Consider the following 21,262-nt stretch of genomic DNA (forward strand, 5'->3'; position numbering starts at 1 on the left):
AACGCCATGACACTTTCCGTACTCACCACCGTCTACAACAGGGAGCGCAGCATTCTCCGTGCTGTCGAAAGTATTCTCCGGCAGGAATATGCAGATTTCGAATATGTCATCGTCGACGACGGTTCGACCGACGCCACGATGCAACGGCTGGCGTCCATTACCGACGAGCGTGTGCGTGTGATTGCGCGTAAGCATGAGGGACGCGCGGCGTCACTCAATGCAGGACTCGCTGCATGCAGCGGCTCCCTGATTGCGATCATGGATTCCGACGACGAGGCACAGGCCGATCGCCTTGCGAAACAGCTGGACTTCCTCGAGCACCAACCTGATGTCGCAATGCTCGGCTGTCACGTGCTGGTGAGGGACGAGACGACGGGAAAGCAGCGTGTCATCGCTTTCCCTGAACATCATGAGGACATCCTGCATGGCATGCCCGTCACCAGCATGCTGCCCTTCAATTCTTCAATCATTCGCCGTCAGGTTTTCGATACCGTCGGTGGCTTCGACGAAGCGCTGCCCGCCGGAGAGGATTACGCGTTTCAGCTCCGCGCGCTGCGGCATTTCCGTTTTCACAATCTTCCCTCGGTTCTCAACACCGTGCAGCGCTCGTTTGATTCGCTTGGCGTGGCAAGTCAGCAGGCGCAGGACCGTGTGACACGCGAAGCGAGTGCGGCCTTCCTTGCTGAGGAGCAACGCGATCCGTGTTGCTTTCCCTCTCCCCGGGCGCTGGAGGAAGCGCAGGCGCGTGCGGCTTATTATCACGGACGCATCGCCGAAGCGCGCAAACGGTATTTCCATCTGCTGCTCCATGCCCCGCAACGGCTGACCACTCTTCGCTATCTGATTCCAACGTTCATGGGTCGCGGTCTGCAGTTTCTCCGCAACCGTGGCATCCTCTCACGCATCACCACCCCCCTGCGATCACTTCGCAGTTTCCGCCGCCACATTCTCCCCTGAAAAACCGCGTAATACCGCTGCGTATGCACGGTACAATTCCTCCCCGGCATCCTCGATCCGATGGTCCGAGAGAAAACGCCGTATCTCAGCCTGATACTCATGTCTTTCGTGAATGCGGACACGTTCAAGCATCTCGGCAATATCCGCACGCCCGGAGCCGGACATCAACACTCCGACAGCATACTCCGCGAAATATTCCGGGAACACGCCGCGCGCCGGTACGATGATGGGACAACCGTGTGAAAGCAGATACACAGCGCTTCCGCTGTGCAGAATGCGCTGATAGGGGAGCACACCGTAGTCCGCCACCTCAATCAACGCGGCGAGACGCTCTTCTGTGAGATATGCGTCGACAATCACATGCTCAATACCTGCGTCAGCACAAACGGATTCCAGCTGCTGCATTCCCTTTCCCGCGCACAGCAGTGTGATGCCCATCGTATCCTGATCGCGCAGCGAGCGCACAAACTCGGCATATCCTTTATACGGTTTGTGCTCACCGAACATCAGCAGGATGCGGTGGTCAGCAGTGATACCGAGTTCCCGACGCAGCTCATTTCGCTCTGCCTCCACCTCTGTCGTTCTGTATGCCGCATGACGCAGGCGATGCACTGCGGCTGTTCTGCCGTAGCGGCGTGCGACTTCATCCACCCCGTTCTGTGAATACGTGAAAATGGCGTCGGCAGACTGGAACAGCAGTGTCAGGAATACCGCCTCCCACCGGCGGAACGGGAAGTCGTGCGCAATGGCGTCGTGCAAAGAAACGACGAAGTGCATGCCGGAAACGCGCAGCAGGGTGATGAGCAGCAGGTAGCGGCTGCCCCGCGCGACACTCGCGGACAGGCTCTTCCCCTGATAACAAATGACAGGAAAGTGAATATGCAGAATGTGCATATTTTTTTTGTCTTCGCCCCCACGAAGCCTCCGCTTCCAGGCTGCTGTCACATCGTTCCGGTAGTGCAGGGGCAGAATGCGAACATCCTCGTGCATACGCATCAGCGCTTCATGTACGTGTTTCAGATGCGGATTGTCTTCGGCAAAGGCGGCATCCGTATGCACGATACACATACGGGATTCTGCTTCGCCTGCGCGGCGGCGCAGCAGTTGACGAAACGACACGCCGATATCGGCAAACTGCAGCCGGTACAACTGCGTGATCAGCACAAGGGAAAAGGCGAAGAGCAGTATGGCATGAACAGCTCCCTGCAATCCGGCTGCGCGCAGCAGCATGTGCAGAACACCGGTCAACACCGCTGCAAGCAAACCGGGAAGCCATGCCAGATGCATCTGTCGCACGGGAAAAGCGAAAGCGCGTCGCACCTCTATGTAAAAGTAGAGGTTGAGCACGCTGTTGATGAGCAGAAAACCGACGACGAAGACCGTGAGGTCGAAAAAAGCGAGTATGGTGAATGCAGGGAGAAGAACGCCAACGCTGACGAGGGTAAAGCGCAGCAGCACCCGTTCGTGTGAAATGGCAATCAGCGCCTGTCCCGCCAGTGGCAGCAGCGACTGCCGCAGCGCCTCGAGCGCCAGCAGCTGAAAGATCAGCACGGCCCCGTTCCACCGCGCGGTAAGCAGCAGCGGAATCCCCCAGTCGGCAGTGCAGATGGTCCAGACGAGAAGCGGCGCAGTGACGGCAAACACAAGTCGCGTATCGAGACAGAACTGCCGGTACACAAGTTCACGGTCATATGCAGTTTCTGCATAAACGGGATAGGAAAGCACGCGCAGTACGCCCGCGAGAAAATCCTGCACCAGGGTGATGACCCGGTAGCTGAGGTGATACACGCCAAGCATGGCCGGACCAAAACCCCGAGCGACAGCAAAGTCATCATACGTCGTCGTGAGCCTGTCGCCGGCACTTACCAGCAGCAGTCTCCAGCTTCCGAAATACTGCCGCAGCGCAGGTGTGCCCTGTACGTCCCTCATCCGCAGCGCACTCTGCCGCCAGTACAGCACAAGACGCACCGTGTACATTGCGGTGGTATACAGTCCATACGCCGCGGGATCACGCTGCTGAAAGAAGACAATGAGTGCCACGACCCAGCCAGACAGGCTTCCCGCACTGTCGATCCACGCCAGGGTTGTGAAACGCTGCGCACGCTGCAGCGTGCTGCGTGGAACGATGTCCAGCGCCCGCAGAGGCAATGCCGGGAGTCCCAGCAAAAAAATCGTGCCGATACCGTTGATGGAGAAAAGCTGTTCGAACGGAGTGGCCGCAAATCCCAGCAGCATGACGACGATCAGTGCGAGCAGCGGCGCGAAGAAGAGAACGGAACGGGCGCGAGAGGACGTGGCCCCACCTTCACGAATCAGCTGCTGCTCATTCCCGAAATCGAGCAGCATGCCGGCGAGCGAAAACACCGTCACGAAAAACGCGACGGATGCATAGGCCGCCGGACCGCTGCTGCGCGCGATGAGCACATGCAGTGAAAGCGTACAGGCCACACCCACGATGCGCGAGAGTGCGGCCGGACCGTATGACGTAAGATGTCGCACGCGGGAAACTTTTCTTCTCCTGTCACGTGACTGCGCGCTATCGCACGCGGCAGAGCACGATGGTCATGTCGTCTTTAATGCCCGTGGTATGCTCTTCGGGCAGCACCCCGGTGACGATATTCCGCAGCATGTCGGCCGCGGTCAGGGCATCGGTGCTTCCGCTGTCACCTGCGGCGAGCACATGCGCCTTGAGCTGTGAAACGCTGCTGCCCGCCCCGTCATCGTCCATCATTTCTTCGAGTCCATCACTGTACAGCAGAATCACATCACCGCTCTGCAGATCCAGTGTGTCCTGATGATACCGGGCATCGGGCTGCACCCCCAGCGCCAGGTGTCCCCCGGCATCCGACCACGCGATCTGGTACGCTGCGCCATCGCGAATCAGAAGCGGCATCGGCAGGCCGGCATTCGTGAACGTCATCTGCATGCGGGCGGCATCGAGCCGCGCGACGCAGACGGCCACAAACATGCTGCGGCTGGTATCCTGGAAAATCCGGTTGTTGGCTGCTTCGAGAATGCCACGCGGGGAATCTTCATATTCCGCGGCATAGCGCAGCGTGCTGATGGTCGACGCCATGACCATGGCAGCGGAGATCCCCTTATCGGAGACGTCCCCTACGATCACTCCCGGACTCTCGCTGTCAAACTGCAGGAAATCGAAAAAGTCGCCGCCGACTTCCCGGGCGGGAAGCGACCACGCGGCAAAATCGAAGCGTTCGTGAGAAGGTGTTGCCCCCGGCAGCATCGCGGCCTGAATCTGCTGGGCGATATGCACCTCCTTGCGAAAGCGTTCCTTTTCACGCAACTCATCCGACAGTTCCACATTCTTCCATCCCAGCATGGCATGTTCTGCAACGGAACGAAGCTCGACAAATTCCTCCGCGCTGAGTTTCCTGCCATTGCGTTTTTTCCCCAGCAGCAGCACGGTATGCCGCCCTTCATGCTCCGCGATGTCGGTCATCGCATTGAGTCCATGCATATCCTCTGCCTCGGCGAAGCCGTGAACATCCAGCACCTCCCCATCCCTCAGACGCGCAAACAGATTCTTCTGCCGCAGCATGCGCTCGACCACCTCCTCCGGAAGTGTGGTACCCGCGAGCAGGTATGCACTGCCTTTTTCATCGAGCGTGATGACGCTGGCAACGCTCACCTCGAGAATGTCGGGCAGCGTCACGGTCAATTCGCGCAGCAGGTCGTCCCGCTCGAGCAAATGCAGCAGACTGCGGCCGAACGCCGCAAGCCGGCTGCGCCGCTGCCATTCATCGCGAAAGAGCGTGCGATCGAGCAGCTGCTGAATATGTCCTTTTCCCAGGGCAATGAAAATGGCGATGACACCGGTCACGATGACGGAGACAAGAAGGGCATCCGTACTGGTGAAGGAATCGAAGTAGTGCTGGAGAAACGCGTTGAGCAGTACGAAGACAAGGACGATGAAGACGGACAACAGGGCGTACAGCGTCGTGCGCTTGAACAGTATCTGAATATCGAGGAAGCCATAACGCAGCAGCGCATAGCCGAAGGTGAGCGGAAGCATGAGGGTGATCAGGAGCAGCGCGACAAGACGCAATTCGAGCGCGACGGGGAGGAGGACATCGTAGAAAATATAGAGGATGTTGATCACGATCAGCAGGATGAAGCCGAAGGTAAACGCGGTCATACCCATGAACACGACGTTCAGCAGACTCTTCGTCAGCGGTGCCCGGGCACGGCGGTAGCTCGCCCGGATAATCAGGAGACCGACAACCGGCGAAACGGCATACACGAGGTTGGCGGCCAATGAGAATTCCTCAACAATGGGCAGCTGCATCTTCGTCAGCAGCACATAGCCGCCTGCTGCAATGAGTACGTACGGAATATATACGAGCAGCAGGCGTAGTCCCCTGCGTTCACGCATGAACCACTCTTTCGGAAACACGAGCAGGAAATGCAGCAGCATGGGGAGAAACAGCATGAAAGTGACTTCCAGACTGATCCCACGCAGCTTCCCGAGCGCACTCCACCAGGGCATGTAAATGCTGGCGTGCACACCCCCGAGCAAATACCAGGCATAACAGGCCAGGCTGCCGAAAAAGAGGACAGACTCCCGTCGCCGCGGACGCCGCAGCAGTACGATGTAGCCAACGAGAATAATAAAGACCGGTGAGATGTTGTTGATCAGAAAGGTGAGAAGCGAGATCTCCTTCCCGCGCGCATCACTGATGGAATGCGACAGAATGATGGAAAAACGCTTTTCCGCACCGCCGCGCAGCAGACGCACCCGCACGGTATCGCCGATGCGGAGCGCTGCCGTCATTCTCTGCAGCGCCATTTCATCGAAATGCGCCGAGTCGAGCGCCACATCGTTGACGCGGGTGAGGATATCGCTGGGCTGGAAATGCGCATCCGGCTCCCCTTCACGTGTCACTACCGGCACAATGCGCACACCTTCCGCCATATTCTCAACCGGGAACCAGGGCAGACTGGGTTTGGTGTATTGAATGAGGATACCCGCAGGAAGCTGCACCAGAGCGAGCAACAGCAGGAATCCCCCTGCCGTAGCGAGGGCGAGGTAGACAAAACGGGATTCGATGAATCGTCCTTTCATGCAGGAATCCGGTGGGAAACAGGCGTTCTGCCTAACATACGAAATCGTGATTGCATAGCGAAGCACTCCGATACTCCACCGGTGACCGATTGTTGCATCGCCGGGCCGTTGTTGCATCGCCGGGCCGTTGTTGCATCGCCCTACCGGGGAACAGTACATTGTGTTCGGACGTACACCGTCTCCGCAACCACACCCATGAAGATGCCGCATGAAGCTTCGACATTGCATACTCCTTTTCATGATTATCCTCCCCGTATCGATGCAGGGGCAGACACTCGGCAGCTGGGAGCATATTTCTCACCGCACCGAGTTCACCCTCTGGGATGTCGCTTTCGCCGACAGTCTGCACGGCAGCATCGTCGGTGACTACGGCGTCATCATGCGTACGACGGATGGCGGGGAAAGCTGGACGCAGAAACTCTCATCGGATCAGCACGCGTTCCGCAATGTCCGCTACCTGAACGACAGTGTCGGTGTCGCCGCCGGCTTCCGCGGCAGTTTCCACCGCACGGAGGATCGTGGGAGCAGCTGGACGCGCATTCCACTGCCAACGGAGTACACCTATCCCGGCATGGCTGTCGTGGGCAGCACTATCTGGCTCTCCGGAGAAAACGGAAGCATTCTGAAATCCACGGATATGGGATCGACATGGTCTGCACTGGAAAGCGGCACCGATGTGATGCTCAGCAGTATTTCCTTCGCCGATGCGAAACACGGCTGGTGCGCATCCCCGCAGCGGGTGCTTCTGCACAGCAGCGATGGTGGTACCACATGGGAGAAACAGAAGCTCGATTCCTTTCTCCCGGTCACGACATTGTTCGCGCGCAGCGCGAGTGAATGCTGGCTCGCCGGGTATCACGGACTGCTGATGCGTACGTCAAACGGTGGCTCGTCCTGGCAAAAACTCAACGCCTACGAAACTGATTACATCCGTCTCGCCTTCGACAACCGCGGCGCAGGCTGGGCGGTCGGCAAGCGTGGTGCCATCGTGCGCGCGGAGAAGAACAACACCTCGTGGCGGCTGCACGACCTGACATCGGCGAAGTCCCTGCATGGCATCACCTTCCTGCCAAACAATCAGGCCATCGCCGTCGGGGAATTCGGCGCGGTGCTCAAGCTGCGCAATGTGTATCCCCCCACCGTGCAAACACCGGATCATCAATAGTCACAACCTCTCATAATTCTTCACCACGGAACGGCAAACAGCATACGGGAGCACGTATGAAGGTTACAGTACTCGGCGGCGGCATGGTGGGTTCAGCCATTGCCCGCGATCTGGCACGGGAGGACGCTTGGGAAGTGTGCGTTGCCGACCGCAACGAACACGCACTCGCTGCGCTGTCTGCGTTTCCGGTCACGACACGCACGGCGGACCTGGCAGATGCCGGGGCTCTTACCGCTGCCATCAGCGACGCCGACCTGGTCATCGGGGCCGTCCCCGGTTTCATGGGATATGAAACCCTGCGCCGTGTGATCGATGCGGGGAAAAATGTCGTCGATATTTCTTTTTTCCCGGAGGATCCCTTCACGCTTGATGAACTGGCGAAAGAGCGCGGTGTGACGGCGGTGATGGATTGTGGTCTGGCACCCGGACTCGGCAACATCCTCATGGGCCGGCTGAATGCGGATATGGACAGTATCGAGAGTTTTCTCTGTTATGTCGGGGGACTCCCTGTCGTGCGCCGCAAGCCCTACGAATACGGCGCCGTGTTTTCTCCCATCGACGTGATTGAAGAGTACACGCGTCCCGCCCGCTACATCGAACACGGACATGAGGTCGTGCGTCCCGCGCTCAGCGATATCGAACAGCTGCATTTCGACGGTGTGGGGACGCTCGAGGCATTCAATACTGACGGACTCCGTACCCTCGCGGTAACAATGCAGGCACCGAGCATGAAGGAAAAAACCATGCGCTACCCGGGGCACGCAGCCCTGATGCAGGTACTTCGCGATACCGGGTTTTTCCGCAAAGAGGCAATTGATGTGGATGGAGTCGCGGTCGCTCCGCTGGATGTCACCGCGCGCCTGCTCTTCCCCGCATGGCAGATGGAAGAGGGAGAGGAAGATCTCTCGGTCATGCGTGTAACCATCGTGGGTGAGAAAGACGGGATGCGGGAAAGTCACACCTTCGATATGCTCGACCGCTACGACCGTGAGAGCGGAACGACGTCAATGGCACGCACCACCGGCTACACTTGTGCAGTTGCCGCCCGCCTTGTCGCCAACGGCAGCTATCGTCACACCGGCATCTCACCTCCCGAGTACCTGGGCGCTGAGCTGGACGTATTCAATGCCCTGCTTGAGGGACTCGAACAGCGGAACGTACGCTTCGCACACAGCATGAAGGCGGGGTAGGTTCCGCGTCAGCCTGAAGCAGGGTTACGGGTAGAAGCGGATGCCGAGAGCGGGCTGGATGTCGAAGCCGAAGCCCGGGGTGATACCCAGGATGGGGTCAATTTCGATGAAGATGTCGAGGGGCGTATTGCGCGGGATGATGTTCAGGCCGAACACCCCTTTCGCCGCGATGGCAACCTTGGAATCGTCGCCGTAATACCAGCGTTCCTTGTCCTTCCCCTTTTTCACCCAGACGACAAATCCATTGTCCTTGTCTCCGAAACCCATCACACCGCCAACGCCTGCGTAGATCTTGAAAATGCGGGAATTGAAAGCATCGTTGAAATGCCACAGATAATCGGCATGAACATGGGGATTCCCCATCGCGGACGATCCCAGGGCAAGGTCCCATGAATTCTCACTGCTCAGCCAGAATCGCGCCGAGACTGCCGTGGGCTCACCAACGGAAAAACCAATACCGAAAGAGCGTCCCTTGGGTCCCTGGGCGTGAGCAGTAAACGCGGGAAAAACGATGAGTAAAAGCGTGCATGCAAGAAGGGCCGATTGTACGAATGTGCGCACGCGGCCTATTGCCGAATTCTGTTTGGAAAGCATAAGTATCCCCTTCTTGTTGTTATCAGGCGTTTTCAATACAACGAGGGAATACAGCATTCCCGTTCCGTTCATGCTGTCGGTGACCTGGAATCAGTTTCCCGCCAACGATTCGATGTGTTCGCGCAGCAGGGCATGTGCACCACCGAATTTCCCGTTGCTGCAGAGAGCGACGACATCCCCTTCGGCAAGAATTGATTTCACGTACTCCACCATTTCAATGGGATCGGGAATGGCGCGTGCGGTGCGTCCTTCGCGCTTAAGTTCCTCGGCGATGCGTGGTGGAGAAAGTCGTTCTTCTTCGCTGTACCGTTCCGGCCGGTCGATGGCGCCGATGACGGAGACGTCGGCGAGACCGAGGGCCTCGGTGATTTCCTTCTGGTAGATACTGCGTGTCGTGGTATTCGATCGCGGTTCGAAGCATGCGATGAGTCTGCGATGCGGGAAGCGCTCGCGCAGCGCCGTGAGCGTCAGGCGCAGAGCGGTGGGATGATGCGCGAAGTCGTCGATCAGCGTGATGCCGTTCGCTTCCGCGATAATCTCCATGCGGCGTTTGATGGAGCGAAAACTGTCGAAAGCCCGCTGGATGACATCGTCGGATATCCCGAGACGTTCCGCGATCGCCACGACGGCCATCGCATTGCGTACGTTGAACTCCCCGGTGAGTCCGATCCGAAAACTGTGCAGCGTCCCGCGCCGCATATCCGTCATCCGGAAGGTCGTTTTTCCATCCTCGTATGCCATATCCGTGCATCGCAGTTCGCACTCCGATCCCATACCGAAGCGCAGCACGCTGCAGTGCGCCTGCTGCGCGACTTCGACCGCATGCGCATCGTCGCCGTTGACGATGAGCAGTCCATTCCCCGGAATAAGATTGACGAACTGCCGGAAGGATCGCTTGATATGTTCGAGGGAGTCGAAGATATCGGCATGATCGAATTCGACATTATTGATGACGGCGATTTCCGGGCGGTAATGCACGAACTTGGATCGTTTGTCGAAAAAGGCCGTGTCGTATTCATCCCCCTCGGTGACGAACACACCGTCCATCAGCGCCGTGCGGCAGCCACGGCCAAAATTCTCGGGGATGCCACCGATAAGGAAGCCCGGACTGTGTCCCGCCACCTCCAGCACCCATGTTGCCAGCGAACTGGTGGTGGACTTCCCATGCGTCCCGGCGATCACCACGCTGGTTTTTCCCTCGATCATCTCATCGCCAACGAGTCCGGCCAGCGACGTGTATCGCAGTCTGCGGTTGAGCACCGCCTCCACTTCCACATTCCCGCGGCTCATCGCATTTCCAATCACCACCACCGTCCCATTCGGCAGGGCGGAAATATGCGTTTCCGCGAAACTGTCATGATACGGAATGCGCTGCGCAGCGAGGAAATCGCTCATGGGCGGATAGACACCATTGTCCGATCCGGCAACACTGTGTCCCTGCTCCCTCAGCGCCGCGGCGACACCCGCCATGGCCGACCCTGCGATACCGATAAAGTAGAATTGCTTCATGGGAGATAAATGTAGCTATCCGGCGTGAATTTCCATATAGCTGAAGCGTTGGAGATTTCATCGCCACAGCGGATATTTGCGCAGCGTCACCCTGCAGGGAAGCATCTGCTCCCACCGCATGGGGACTTCTCCCACTCCCACTCGTACCGGATGCCACGACAATGGATGCCGATTTCACCCCCGTTATCGACGGGCTTGCAGCAGACGGATGGACCGTCGCGCACGGCCTGTTGCCTGAGTCCGTCCTGCTCGCTCTCATGGAGGAAGCCCGGCAGCTGCACGACAGTGACCGCTTCCGCGAAGCCCGCATCGGAACCGGAGGATCGGAAGTGCAGCGCGAAGACATCCGAAGTGACAGCATACTGTGGCTCGACGCCGCCAGCGCTCCCGCCGGAAGACGCTCCTATCACCGCATGATCGAGCAGCTCCGCCTGGCACTCAACAGCACACTGTTCCTCGGTCTGATCGATTTTGAATGCCACTACGCCGTCTACGAAGAGGGCGCGCATTACGATGTGCATGTCGACCGCTTCCGTGCTTCCGACGCGCGCATGATATCCGTCGTGCTGTACCTCAACGAGGGATGGTCTACCGCCGATGGTGGCCAGTTGCGCCTGCATTTCATGGATAAGATGCACGATATTCTACCCGAGCTTGGCACCTTCGTCATATTCCGCAGCGACACCGTGCCTCACGAGGTGCTCCCATCCACACGAGCGCGTTACAGTCTCACGGGCTGGTACCGCCGCCGCTCCTTCACCGACATTTTCCCGTGAGTTTTTGCGGATTGCAAAAAATGCGTAGATTTGTAATCTGTGGCACGTGAGATGAAACTTCTCCAGGTCACATCGAGTGGAGGAACATAGAATTTCACCTGGAGAGGTGTCCTCCTTCATCCCGCTTCGCGGGATTTCGGCGGACGCAGCAGGAGTGGAGAAACATAGATTTTCACCTGGAGAGGTGTCCTCCTTCATCCCGCTTCGCGGGATTTCGGCGGACGCAGCAGGAGTGAGGGAACATAGATTATCACCTGGAGAGGTGCAGGAGTGGCTGAACTGGCACGCCTGGAAAGCGTGTGTACGTGCAAGCGTACCGTGGGTTCGAATCCCACCCTCTCCGCAAGCAACGCAACCAGGTCAGGTGTAGTCACGCCTGGCCTGTTTTTATTGGGTCAAATGAACACGCGGTACCACGTAGTGTGCCCACATGGCACCAGTTTGGGACACTTTTGGGACATTCTATCCGGTACTGTATTTTCTAGAAGTCTTTGCCTATACTGACTGACCGGGAGTCAGCTTTCAGAGGAAGCGATTCCTGGATGACATGAAGGGCTTGACGTCAATGACAGCTGAGGAAAGTATGCTGAAACAACTACGAATACGAAACTTCAAAGGCTGGAAGGACACTGGTACCATTCGCATGGCTCCCATTTCTCTGTTCTTTGGTGCCAACAGCTCGGGAAAATCCAGCATCGGGCAATTCCTGATGATGCTGAAGCAGACAGTGGAGTCACCAGACAGAAAGGCGGTTTTTTATCCTGGGGGCAAAAACTCGGTAGTTCAACTTGGCTCCTATCAGGAAATGGTCTTTCATCGTGACCCGAAAAACAAGATCACCTTCGGCTACCGGTGGTCTTTGCCGGAAACACTGAAGTTCAAGGACCCTTTGTCCGACCAGGTGTTCTCCGGTAACGAATTGAGTTTCAAAGCAGGCGTTGAGCTCAGCGATGCGACAATGCACTTGGTCCAGGTTTCAAAGTTCGAGTATCGACTACTAAACAATGGTGAACAGGCGCTTTCGATCGAGCTATCAAGGAAAACTGAGAAGCATGAATATTCCGCTTCAGCTAAACAATACTCCCTTGTCCGGAAAAAGATGCGTGCTTGGGCACTCAAGGACATTGTTCGGTTCTATGGATTCCCTGATGAGGTTGTGGCCTATTATCAAAATGCGGATTTCGTTCAGGACCTCAATCTCGCGCAAGAGAAATTATTCAACTCAATATTCTACCTTGGGCCACTCAGAACAAAAGCTGATAGGCTTTATACCTGGGGTGGCATCACCCCTGAAAGCGTTGGGTTTTCTGGCGAAAATACTGTCGCGGCCATTTTGGCTGCAAGAGATCGTAAAATCAGTTTCGGGTATCGGAGGCCTGCAAAACCTCTCGAAGAAATAATTGCCCTCAAGCTCAAGGAAATGGGACTGATCGAAGAATTCAAGGTCAACCCAATTTCCGAACAACGGCAGGAGTACGAGGTAAAGGTTCGCACAAGAGGATCAAAAGATTGGGTTGATCTTCCAGATGTTGGATTTGGCATATCTCAGGTGCTACCGGTACTGGTGCAGTGTTTTTATGCTCCGGCTGGATCGATCATCCTGATGGAACAGCCAGAGATTCACTTGCATCCGAATGCACAATCGGCGTTGGCGGATGTGATGATCGACGTCATCAACTCCCGGGAGAACGGATCAGACAGGAATATCCAGTTGGTCATCGAAACCCACTCTGAACATTTCCTGCGCCGCCTGCAGCGCCGCATCGCTGAGGATGCAGTCTCGCAGGAAAAAGTATCGGCCTATTTCGCCAATATCAGTAGGACACCCGCAACCCTAGAGCCGTTGCAAATAGACGTCTTTGGCAACATCCAGAACTGGCCGGAGAACTTTTTCGGCGATGAAATGGGCGACATAACCGAGCAGGCCAAAGCCGCCATGAAGAAGAGGATGCAAAAAACCGAAGATCCGGAGGCGTCCGCATGAGCCTTCCAAAGAAATGCTTGGTGGATACCAATGTGCCAATAACTGCCAATCTCGCCAGCCAGCCTGACATGGGGTCAGACGTATCCGATGCCTGTGTACTGGCCTGTGTCGAGGCACTTGAGCATGTCATTAAAAAACATGGCTTGATCATCGATGCGGGAGACGAAATTTTCGATGAGTATCGACAGCAGCTTTCCATGAAGGGACAGCCTGGTATGGGCAATGCCTTCATGAAGTGGGTGAATGATCGACGATATAACCCAGAGTATTGCGATAGAGTGACCATAACCAGAAATGGCGATTCATACCAAGAATTCCCTCGGCATGACGATCTAAACGATTTCGACAGATCAGACCGAAAGTTTATCGCTTCAGCCAACTCCCACGCAGACAAGCCGCCCATTTTGCAGGCCACAGACAGCAAATGGTGGGGATGGAAGGATGCCCTCGCTGATGTTGGGATTACCGTTCATTTTCTATGCCCGGAGTATGTCGAGGCCAAATATTCTAAGAAGATGGGTACATGAAGGAGAGCTTTTTCAAATTTCCTACAACCCCTCATCTGGCGACCTTGCCAGGGGTTGATATCAGGGGTGATAAGGTTTTTACAGAATCAGAACGTGAAGAATTCCTGACGCATGAGGTGACTGTAGAAGAAAAAGTAGACGGGGCGAACTTGGGGCTATCGTTTGATTCAGATGGGAATTTTCGCGCCCAGAACAGGGGGGCTTATTTGCATTTACCCAGCTCGGGGCAGTGGGAAAAACTCGACGATTGGTTGAGGCTCAACACCGAAACGCTTTTCGATCATCTTACTGACCGATACATCCTGTTTGGTGAGTGGTGTTATGCACAGCATTCAATTTTCTATGGCAGCCTACCTGACTGGTTTCTTGCCTTCGATATTTACGACCGAGAGAAACATCTCTTCCTGGCCACGGCACGCCGGGATCAACTATTCGCCGATATGCATATCACTAAAGTTCCATATATTGCACGTGGGAAATTTACTTATCCTGAGGTTCGAGAACTCTTATCACAATCGAAGTTGACAAATCTACCAGCTGAGGGGATTTATTTACGAGCTGGACACGGTGAATGGCTTGAACGACGTGCCAAACTAGTGCGTCCCGAATTTATCCAGGCTGTAGAGCAACATTGGTTTCGTTCCGCCATCAGACCAAACTGCCTAAATATCCGATCGAATTTCTTAAACAGTTGATTGTATCTTTCTTAAGCATGCCGACACACTAACATGGTGAAGCAACAAACTTGGTGGCGAACTCGCGACAGGTCAATAACAACAGGACTGAGCGTGGAGGAATAGCACCCTCAGTTTTATGGAATAGTCCCAAGGGATCTAAAAAACAGTTTACCAAGATCTTCATCACGTGACCTGCGTCTGATCAATTTCGATCAGTCACTTTCTATCAGAAGTTGTTGCGCATATAGGTGGGTATGCTCCAGTAATATCACGTCATGTGTAGCACGCAAAAAAGGCCCGCCCATTGCTGGACGAGCCTTTTTACTTTGAGTCTTCCTCGATCAGTCTGAAATAGGGACAATGCCGACAAGATCCTGAACGACGTGCCCGAGACCTCTTGTTTCCATGTGTATGTAGCGCATTGTCTGTGCGATGGTAGCATGGCCCATCAACCGGGAGATGTACTGAACTGGAAATCCAAGTTCAGCAAGTTTCGTTGCGAACGTATGCCGAAATAGGTGGTTCGTCCCATGACCGATACCAGCGCGTTTTGCAACCTTGGAGCATACTGCCAACATCGCCCTCTCGCGAAGCTTACCACCCTGAGGAGCCATGAATACCAAGTCTGATTCTGAGTCCTGTTCACGAATACGTCTCAGCACTCTTAACAGGTCTTCGTTGATCGGGATGAGCCGATAGGCATTTCCTGTCTTCAGACTGCCGTCTGGGGACGCCCATATACGCAGATAGGGCATGTCCTCGTCAATGAAGACATCAGTCCATTTCAGTTCTGCGATCTCACTGAAGCGTGCTCCAGTGTGAAGCATGCCGAAGAAGGCATCCTTATGAGCTGGATGCATCTCAACACGGAAGAACGCACGAAGTTGTTCATCCTTGTAGTACTCAGGCGGCCGCTTTTGGACTGGCAAGCTCTCGATATGGTCGAAGGGATTGAACTGTAGCGAACGCTTTCTTACTTCACGGTTGAACATCGTTTTGTACTTGGAGATGTACATGTTGACGGTTTTGGCTTGACGCGTTTTCACCTTCCCTGTCGATCCTTTGGGATCGATACACGGAGCCATGAGCTGCTGCTGTAGAAGGGAGGCGTGAACCTGAGAGAAATCTGAAAGCAGCGTGATATTGTTCGCGATACAGAATTCCCGGAGGTACTGGAAGATTGGTTGGTAGCGTTTCAGTGTCGACGCCGCGCGTCCGACGTGATACTGTTCGAATTCATCGATTACATCCATGATGCGAAGACGGGGCCTTTTCAGGCCCCGCTTCACGCTCTTCTCGTCCTCCCTTTCGAGCAGGATCTTCCGCACGAAGGATCGGGCGTCTTCACGATTGATAAATGTTCGCCGGGGCCGCTCTTTGCGGCTGAGACGAATGTCAACGCGGAATCGTCCGTCAGGCAACTGACGAATGTGCTTGTCAATGATCTTTTTCATCGCGAATCACTTTGATTGTGGGACAGGACTCGAGGTGATATGACTTCATCAACTTCCTTGCGTATGCATGGGCATGGCGGCGGCGGGAGAACAATCGCCTGATCCGACGCCGACCATTCCTTGCACTTACACGGTATTGGGCTTTCATCAATCCACCCCCTCAACGACGAGCTGCGCGAGCACCTCGATACGGACTTTGACCAGGTCCCCGAGCCGAACGACGGGGATCCGGCTATCCTCGGTCCTGTCACGGACGAAGGTTTCCGAAACACCGAGTTCCTTCGCAACCTCGCTGATGGAGAGAAGTGATTTTTGATACGTGGCGAGGAGGCGCTTGCGCACCCCCTCAACCGGGTCTTGATTCTGCTGGGCTGCCGTCATTCGATGCCTCCGGCGAGGATCCCAGCGACGTCGTAGACATGCAGGAAACTTTTCCCCATGCGGATTTCCGCACGGATCACATCGCGGCGAATGCGCGCACGGAGGAATTCCGCACTTGTGTCGCATTCTTGTGCTGCTTCGCGTACGAGCAACTGGTCGCGACCATACCGTTCACGCAAGTACTTCACGTAGCGGTCACGAAGTGGGTCGGGGGAAGAAAGAAGAAAAGTCATGAGTTCACCTCACGCTTAGTCTTCTTGTTCCCGATTCCAGCGTTTTTCCGTAAGTCAGCCACAGCGTCCCGAAGGACTTCGATGAATCGTTCGCGATACTCCCGCGGTGATTTAACCACCTTCGTATGGAGCACTTCGTTCACGGCCTTAACAAAGCCAAGCAAGGTTGCCTCGTCCGGAATTGCTTCTGGCGTAAGGAGTTGCTCAATAGCGGTATCTGCGCGCTGCTGAACCTTACCCTTCTTGCCACAGCTAAGATCGTATTGGCGCTGCGGTAATGCGGAAATGCTATTTTCAATACTCGAGCTATAGCGCTGTAGATAGTTTTGTGATCGCACCAATATTTCAGCTTCGGACTTGTCGAGTTCCAAACGTTCGATGCGTGATTGCTGAGAATGGGCTCTTGATAGGACTCTCCCACAACGCGTAAATCTACGCAAGAGCTTTGTCAGCCGTTTCAATTCCAGCTGATCCGCTGTCCGAAGATTCGAGGAAGTAGGACCGGATTGTGGGGTCTCGCTCAAAGCAAGCTTGACCGGATCGGTGTGAAGTCTGCTACGTATCATTTCACGAAGCGATTCACAATGGGCACGCCCCCACTGTGATTGCTGGTGGAGTTGTTGGATACTTTTGGCATCAACACCGGTGATGCGCTCGCACGCGAGTTCGATGCTCTGTACGGCGAGGGTTAGTGACTCAGATGATATGATCTGGTCAGAGTTCGGGTCAATAATTGTGTAATTCACAATTACTCCGTATACACTCCCTTGGAGCTAGGGTAATTATTGGATACCCATGGACTGAGGATACATCATTGCTCCAGAAATGAGGTCGATCAATTCGATTACAGTAGAACGTACGGGGATATGCCTCGGAACGAGGCGAGGGTGGGTATGGCTTCGAAATGTTGGTGATGGAGAACCAACTAGCATTAAAATATTAGTATTATTCATTTTAATATTTTCATGCATTCGAAGCCTACTATATGGGGGGCTCAGAATGACTGGATAAGTTTAAGAGAGCATTAATAAAATTCTTATGCATTCGAAACCTACTATATGGAGGTTTGGAATGACTGTATAAGTTTAAGAGAACATTGGTCGTGGTGGAGGGTTAATGCGAGTCTGGGTTTACGCTGAATCTATTAACTCGATGGACGGTTGTTGCAGAAAGCCATACCCTTGAATCGAATATTTCCAATCCAAGGTGTTTGTTTTCACATGGTAATACGTACTTAGATCGGACCAATTATTGCGCTATTTCCTCAACATGAGTCGACTGTAACAGCTTTAATATCAACGGATAAAGGTCTTCATCGCGGTGGTTGAATCGGTAGCAAAGTTCTGCCAGATAAATGGGAAATAACTTTTTCGCCGCACCGCGGTATTGATACAGCCAGTGTTTCGCGCAACTCCAGAACCCCTCGATACCGTTGATATGGTCACGGCCTTTGGGCTTCCCACGTTCTTTTCGAACGACAACATGTTCTCCACGTACAGACAAAGAAGCATAGACTCGCCATTCATCAGTGAAGTACAGACTTCCTAGACTCGTGTTCTCGCTGAGCAGGTCCAGCACATTTTCTTTGTCGCGTGCAGGGATCGGGAAGGCACGCACGGTTCCGTTTCGCTTGAGCAACCCGAAGACGATGATCTTCCCGGCAGCTCCCCAGCCTTGTTTCCCTGGCCGATACCCGCCAAAACAGGTCTCATCGCACTCAATCGATCCATTGAGTTGCTCGCTGTCGGCATGCTGGTGGATCCAAAGCGTCTTTCTGATTGCGCGATAGAACCGTTCGACGGTACGAACGGAGGCTGGAGTACGAAAGCGGAGACGGTAGGCAGGGACACCGAGCACGAAGTACTCAAGCAGCTTCCGCTTCGCAGACTCCTTGATGCGAAAGCTCTGCCAGACCGTGCACAAGGTGTAGCTGCTCCGACAGTAGCGACAATGGTACCGTTTGTCACTGAGCTTCCACGCCCAGTGATGCCCACAGTATAGACAAGATCGACGCATGATTTCTCGAATCTAAGCATTTCTCAGGTCCGTTTTGAGTACGTATTACCTTTCACATTGTTCAATGGCCTTCCACTGAATTGTGGAGCCAATGAATTCCTACGTCAAAGAACAAACCTGCCTCTTTTAGCAGGCTGATTGCGGAGCCTGTTGCGACCTCTTTATCAGTCGGAGCTGCGCCGTTCTGACAGAAATAACACCGGTGCACATGTTTTGTTACACCTGTTTTAAATTTCCGCCACATCCATGTCTGCAAACAATGTGCCAACAGGACCCGAAGCGCTATTTGACGGCATTTACTGGCATACTGGCAGGTCACTTCTGTCATTATGTCGAATTTGACTGCGATTTTGGCATAAGAGATATACGGAAACTGTTTCTAATCAAAATGGAGTCTCTTATGCAAACACGCCCATACCTTTTCAAAATCATTATCGTCATCGGAGAGGAACTGATACGCAGAATCTTCCGGCGCAGATCGGAGAACGACGATGACTGATATGACATCGTTCATTGATGAGCTGATCGAAGAGCAGGAAAATCATGACGCAGCTCAAACGGAGGCGCACGCGGATTTGCTTCTGCTGGAGATATCCAACCTTCAGCAATCCATCGCGGACACGTTCACCACTGCCGAGGAAGAGCAAACGCTGATCCAGAAGTGGGCTTTGTCCCGCACGACGAAGATGCAGGACCGCATTGATCGTATCAGCCAGTATCTGGAAACGTTCATGACAGAGCGCCATGAATCATCGGGAGAGAAAACACTGAATCTGGCTCACGGGACGCTGCGCATTAGAAAGTCACGCGAAAAAGTCGAGATCACTGACTTGGGGGAATTCCTGAAACACGCCCGGCCAGAAATGCTGAGAACGCAGCCGGAATCCAGCGCGCCAGATATGGCTGGTATCCGGTCCTGGATGAAGATGTCAGGCAAAGTCCCGCCTGGCGTTGAGGTCACCCCCGGCAAAAACGAATTTTCCATCAAGATAGAGGAACAGCCGCATGGAACAGACACAAAGGGCTAAACTCGATTTAGCCCTCAATCAACCCCGAACCTTAGTCCTTTTGTTTGATAACCCCCTCACCGGGGAGAACCGTTACGGCCCTTACTACTTGTATGCCTTCGCCGATCCCGACACAGGCGAAGAGCTGAGTTTTTTCGCACCATCGGAAGCTCACGACATGCTTGAGCATTACAATGCGGGTGATCGTATCGAGATCACCAAGCACGCTCGCCAATCGGGAAAGAACGTCATCACGCAGTACATCGTTGTTCCGGCGAACGGCGGCCCGCTCAAGTCCAAGCTCAATGGGAACGGGAAGGCCGCGTCGCCAGCGCCGCATGCTGAGTCATCTCCGGTGACTCCATCAACCCGCGACAAGCTCTACGATCTGATGCTCCAGTCCTACAAAGACGCGCTTGCAATCCAACAAGAAGTCAACTCATTAAATGTCGACAAATGTGCATTAAGCCTCTATATATCAAGGCAAAGAATGCTGACAAGTGGCAACGGCGTTGCCCTGACCTCTCTCACCTGAATTAATTCCCCTACAATATTTACGAGGTAACTCATGACCGACGTTGAACGGCGGTTATCGCCATACCTGTTTCCCGTGGCTGAAACATCCGTGTACCGTGACGGTGCCGGAGAGAATGGTGTGCCGCAACTCTCAAAAGACTACAAGGCCATCGTCCGCCAGGACAACGGCCAGCTCATCTCGATACAGCGGAAGACGTACAAGCTCGTTCCGAACTCGGAAGTCATCAAACCACTCATGGATCAGCTGCACAAGCTCGACACGTCCTGGTACGTTGACAGTTCTCATTCATTCGTGGATGATGCCCGGATGAGACTGCAGATATCCTTTCCGGAACTCATTGTCCATGACGGACGTAGCGATATCGCACTGAGCCTCTACCTGCATAACAGCTACGACAGCTCTGAGGGCGTTCGTATGTACTTCGGAGCCATACGAGCAATCTGCAAGAACGGAATGGTCTTTGGCCAGATCCTTAGCAAATTCTATGGCAAGCACACGACGGGCTTCGATATGGAAAACCTGCAGCGTGAGCTTTCGGCCACAGCGGAAAAACTTCCAGTGATCAAGCACCGCATCGGCACGCTCCTGGAATCGAAGGTCGACAAAAATCTCCGCATGGAGATCGACCGCCGCCTGGGCAAGCGCGTGACCAAGTACATAGAGCAGCAGGAGCAGGAAACCCAGCGGGCACAGAACCAGTGGGCCATGTACAATATTATCACCTACTACGTGAGTCACTTGGTTCGCCAGCGGATGCGTGCAGACTACCAGCTCCGAGCGAGCAAGATTTTCGGACTGTAGACAAGAAAAAAGGCCTGTGGGGAGCAGGCCTACTTCATTGAAAGTGCTTTTTCAAATTCCCGAACAAAACTGACGAAGTCTTTTCCGAGTGCGGACAGGATTGACCGCAGTTCCACGACATCCACGCGCCGTATGCCGCGCTCGATCTTGGAAAGATACGTCTGATCCTTCCCGATACGTTTCGCCAGCTCCACCTGCGTCATGTTTTTCTTCTGGCGCAGCTCAATGAGCATATCCAGCAAAATGCTGTAATCCCTGCGATGTATCGATTTCGTTTGTGCGTCTTCCATACGTGGAAAAGGTAGACGCGTTGCATGCAGTATGCGAAAATCGCATATTAATGTGTCCATCATTCTTCTCGCATAAAGGA

20 protein-coding genes and 1 tRNA gene are annotated in these 21,262 nt (G+C 54.5%); 11 read left to right on the forward strand and 10 right to left on the reverse strand.

Annotation, left to right across the window (positions count from 1 at the left end):
* Positions 1-6 precede the first annotated feature (6 nt).
* Positions 7-957 (forward strand): glycosyltransferase, encoded by a 951-nt coding sequence (locus KQI65_01725; GenBank protein MCB2203440.1) that lies wholly within the window; start codon positions 7-9, stop codon positions 955-957.
* Here the strand turns inward: KQI65_01725 and KQI65_01730 are convergent.
* Positions 922-3,456, reverse strand: a complete 2,535-nt coding sequence (locus KQI65_01730; protein MCB2203441.1) for an oligosaccharide flippase family protein — start codon at positions 3,454-3,456, stop codon at positions 922-924. The genes KQI65_01725 and KQI65_01730 overlap by 36 nt on opposite strands.
* A gap of 37 nt (positions 3,457-3,493) precedes the next feature.
* Positions 3,494-6,040, reverse strand: a complete 2,547-nt coding sequence (locus tag KQI65_01735; protein MCB2203442.1) for a SpoIIE family protein phosphatase — start codon at positions 6,038-6,040, stop codon at positions 3,494-3,496.
* Between the two features lie 208 nt (positions 6,041-6,248).
* Between KQI65_01735 and KQI65_01740 the strand changes: the two genes are divergently transcribed.
* The gene (locus KQI65_01740) at positions 6,249-7,205 is read left to right on the forward strand and encodes a hypothetical protein (protein ID MCB2203443.1); all 957 of its coding nucleotides are present in this window, start codon (positions 6,249-6,251) and stop codon (positions 7,203-7,205) included.
* Between the two features lie 56 nt (positions 7,206-7,261).
* Complete coding sequence (locus KQI65_01745) at positions 7,262-8,395, forward strand: saccharopine dehydrogenase NADP-binding domain-containing protein (GenBank protein MCB2203444.1); 1,134 nt, start codon at positions 7,262-7,264, stop codon at positions 8,393-8,395.
* A 24-nt stretch (positions 8,396-8,419) separates the two neighbouring features.
* On the opposite strand, the gene KQI65_01750 is transcribed toward KQI65_01745, so the two are convergent.
* Together KQI65_01750 and KQI65_01755 are read right to left on the reverse strand one after the other, a co-directional pair.
* Positions 8,420-8,989, reverse strand: coding sequence for a hypothetical protein (locus KQI65_01750; GenBank protein ID MCB2203445.1), 570 nt, complete (start codon positions 8,987-8,989; stop codon positions 8,420-8,422).
* A 90-nt stretch (positions 8,990-9,079) separates the two neighbouring features.
* On the reverse strand, positions 9,080-10,498 hold the full coding sequence (locus KQI65_01755; GenBank protein ID MCB2203446.1) for a UDP-N-acetylmuramate--alanine ligase: 1,419 nt from the start codon (positions 10,496-10,498) through the stop codon (positions 9,080-9,082).
* Positions 10,499-10,659: 161 nt separating this feature from the next.
* On the opposite strand from KQI65_01755, the gene KQI65_01760 reads away from it, so the two are divergent.
* The 5 genes from KQI65_01760 (at position 10,660) to KQI65_01780 (ending at position 14,480) form a co-directional block, all read left to right on the forward strand.
* Complete coding sequence (locus KQI65_01760; GenBank protein MCB2203447.1) at positions 10,660-11,274, forward strand: 2OG-Fe(II) oxygenase; 615 nt, start codon at positions 10,660-10,662, stop codon at positions 11,272-11,274.
* Between the two features lie 256 nt (positions 11,275-11,530).
* Positions 11,531-11,617, forward strand: a tRNA-Ser gene (locus tag KQI65_01765).
* Positions 11,618-11,857: 240 nt separating this feature from the next.
* Positions 11,858-13,258, forward strand: a complete 1,401-nt coding sequence (locus tag KQI65_01770; GenBank protein ID MCB2203448.1) for a DUF3696 domain-containing protein — start codon at positions 11,858-11,860, stop codon at positions 13,256-13,258.
* The gene (locus tag KQI65_01775) at positions 13,255-13,785 is read left to right on the forward strand and encodes a hypothetical protein (GenBank protein MCB2203449.1); all 531 of its coding nucleotides are present in this window, start codon (positions 13,255-13,257) and stop codon (positions 13,783-13,785) included. Before KQI65_01770 ends, KQI65_01775 begins: the two co-directional genes overlap by 4 nt.
* Positions 13,786-13,829: 44 nt before the next feature.
* The gene (locus KQI65_01780; GenBank protein MCB2203450.1) at positions 13,830-14,480 is read left to right on the forward strand and encodes an RNA ligase family protein; all 651 of its coding nucleotides are present in this window, start codon (positions 13,830-13,832) and stop codon (positions 14,478-14,480) included.
* Positions 14,481-14,803: 323 nt separating this feature from the next.
* On the opposite strand, the gene KQI65_01785 is transcribed toward KQI65_01780, so the two are convergent.
* The 5 genes from KQI65_01785 to KQI65_01805 form a co-directional block, all read right to left on the reverse strand.
* On the reverse strand, positions 14,804-15,916 hold the full coding sequence (locus tag KQI65_01785; GenBank protein MCB2203451.1) for a site-specific integrase: 1,113 nt from the start codon (positions 15,914-15,916) through the stop codon (positions 14,804-14,806).
* A 147-nt stretch (positions 15,917-16,063) separates the two neighbouring features.
* A complete protein-coding gene (locus KQI65_01790) occupies positions 16,064-16,297 on the reverse strand; it encodes a helix-turn-helix domain-containing protein (protein ID MCB2203452.1) in 234 nt (77 codons plus the stop codon).
* Positions 16,294-16,530: a hypothetical protein gene (locus tag KQI65_01795; protein MCB2203453.1), complete on the reverse strand. Its 237-nt coding sequence runs from the start codon at positions 16,528-16,530 to the stop codon at positions 16,294-16,296. The genes KQI65_01790 and KQI65_01795 overlap by 4 nt, the downstream gene beginning before the upstream one ends.
* Entirely contained in the window at positions 16,527-17,276 is a 750-nt protein-coding gene (locus KQI65_01800; GenBank protein ID MCB2203454.1) for a hypothetical protein, read from the reverse strand. The genes KQI65_01795 and KQI65_01800 overlap by 4 nt, the downstream gene beginning before the upstream one ends.
* Before the next feature lie 502 nt (positions 17,277-17,778).
* Positions 17,779-18,402 (reverse strand): IS1595 family transposase, encoded by a 624-nt coding sequence (locus tag KQI65_01805; protein MCB2203455.1) that lies wholly within the window; start codon positions 18,400-18,402, stop codon positions 17,779-17,781.
* Between the two features lie 635 nt (positions 18,403-19,037).
* Between KQI65_01805 and KQI65_01810 the strand changes: the two genes are divergently transcribed.
* Genes KQI65_01810 through KQI65_01820 form a run of 3 tightly spaced genes read left to right on the forward strand, consistent with a single transcriptional unit; the run spans position 19,038 to position 20,892 of the window.
* Complete coding sequence (locus tag KQI65_01810; protein MCB2203456.1) at positions 19,038-19,574, forward strand: host-nuclease inhibitor Gam family protein; 537 nt, start codon at positions 19,038-19,040, stop codon at positions 19,572-19,574.
* On the forward strand, positions 19,552-20,088 hold the full coding sequence (locus tag KQI65_01815; GenBank protein ID MCB2203457.1) for a hypothetical protein: 537 nt from the start codon (positions 19,552-19,554) through the stop codon (positions 20,086-20,088). The genes KQI65_01810 and KQI65_01815 overlap by 23 nt, the downstream gene beginning before the upstream one ends.
* A gap of 33 nt (positions 20,089-20,121) precedes the next feature.
* Entirely contained in the window at positions 20,122-20,892 is a 771-nt protein-coding gene (locus KQI65_01820; GenBank protein MCB2203458.1) for a DUF932 domain-containing protein, read from the forward strand.
* 29 nt (positions 20,893-20,921) lie between these two features.
* On the opposite strand, the gene KQI65_01825 is transcribed toward KQI65_01820, so the two are convergent.
* A complete protein-coding gene (locus KQI65_01825; GenBank protein MCB2203459.1) occupies positions 20,922-21,182 on the reverse strand; it encodes a helix-turn-helix transcriptional regulator in 261 nt (86 codons plus the stop codon).
* Positions 21,183-21,262 lie beyond the last annotated feature (80 nt).

Source organism: bacterium, from assembly GCA_020444325.1.
Taxonomy (GTDB): domain Bacteria; phylum Bacteroidota; class Ignavibacteria; order SZUA-365; family SZUA-365; genus BM516.